At 65.2% G+C, this 1,107-nt stretch carries 1 protein-coding gene; it reads right to left on the minus strand.

The window, feature by feature from the left end; genetic code table 11:
- Positions 1-381, minus strand: a 381-nt coding sequence (locus tag FLX08_RS39920; RefSeq protein WP_142625436.1) for an endo-1,4-beta-xylanase, incomplete at its 3' end; no start/stop codon positions are given.
- Positions 382-1,107 lie beyond the last annotated feature (726 nt).

Here is a 1,107-nt window from a genome sequence, read left to right on the forward strand (position 1 = left end):
CCAGGCCAGCGTGTGCCCGCGCACCTGCTTGCCGTTCTGCACCGCCCAGTTGTAGATCCGGTCGGCGTTGGTGAAGTTGAACTGACCCTGGTTCGGCTCGGTCGCGTCGATCTTCATCTCGTTCTCGGCCGTGATCATGTTGAACTCACGGTTCGCGATCGTGGTGTAGTTCGAGTCGCCGAGCTTGCTCGCGCTGATCGCGGTGCCGAAGTAACGACCGCTCTGCGCGGCCGCCGCGCCCAGCGTGCTCGCCGCCGCGTCGGCGGGAACCGACACCGCCACGGCGGTGATCGCGCTGAGAACGCCGAGGGCGCCGGCGAGCAGCACCCGGCCGCGGCGTGGCCGCCGGAGCCGATCTAGGGGGGTGGCGTTCGAATCCATGCCTGAGCCTCCACAACTGAATCACGGAAAGAGGACATCCGCGGGATCGGCACCGCGTCCCGTCATGGGACGCACACCACGAGGGCGTCGCGGACGGCGCCCCCCCGCCACTTCACCACCGACCTGGCAGGGGGAGACCGCCTCGAGGACTCAGTCTGGAAATCTCCCCGAAATGTGTCAAGACTTGACTGAAAGTTTCGGCCCGAGTGTTCGCCGAATGCGGCGTAAATGCGCTCCCATGAGCGCCCCTGCCTTCGAAAACATGGCAATTGGCGCGCTCTGTGCAGGGAGTTGTCGATGAAAGTTTCAGCATGATGGCGGTGCCGAAAGCGGGGTGGTCGTCATCGATAACTCCAGATGAACGACGTCGGCCCGCGCGGCGTTGTGGAACGGCGCTGTGGAACAAAGTGCGCCGTCCCCCTTGACGGCGCCTTCCCTCTTCGTATTTGCTCCGGCACACCACCACCGGCCGGTTGTCACGAGGAGAGAAAAGGCCGACTCCTGCCGCAGATGTTAGCGCTAACAGCATTATCGCCGAGTGCCGCGGAGCCCGCTCTCGCCGCTGACATGCCGCGCGGTTCGAGGCCGCATCGCCACACCTGGGCCCGCCCATCCGTCTCACCGTGATCGAAGGGACTGATCGGCCGACGGTGTTAACGCTCACAGAGCTGGTGTCTCCAGGGCGAGAGGACGCGGCATCGGCGTCCCGAGACGGAAGGACATGAC

Source organism: Microbispora hainanensis, assembly GCF_006874475.1.
Classification (GTDB): domain Bacteria; phylum Actinomycetota; class Actinomycetes; order Streptosporangiales; family Streptosporangiaceae; genus Microbispora; species Microbispora hainanensis.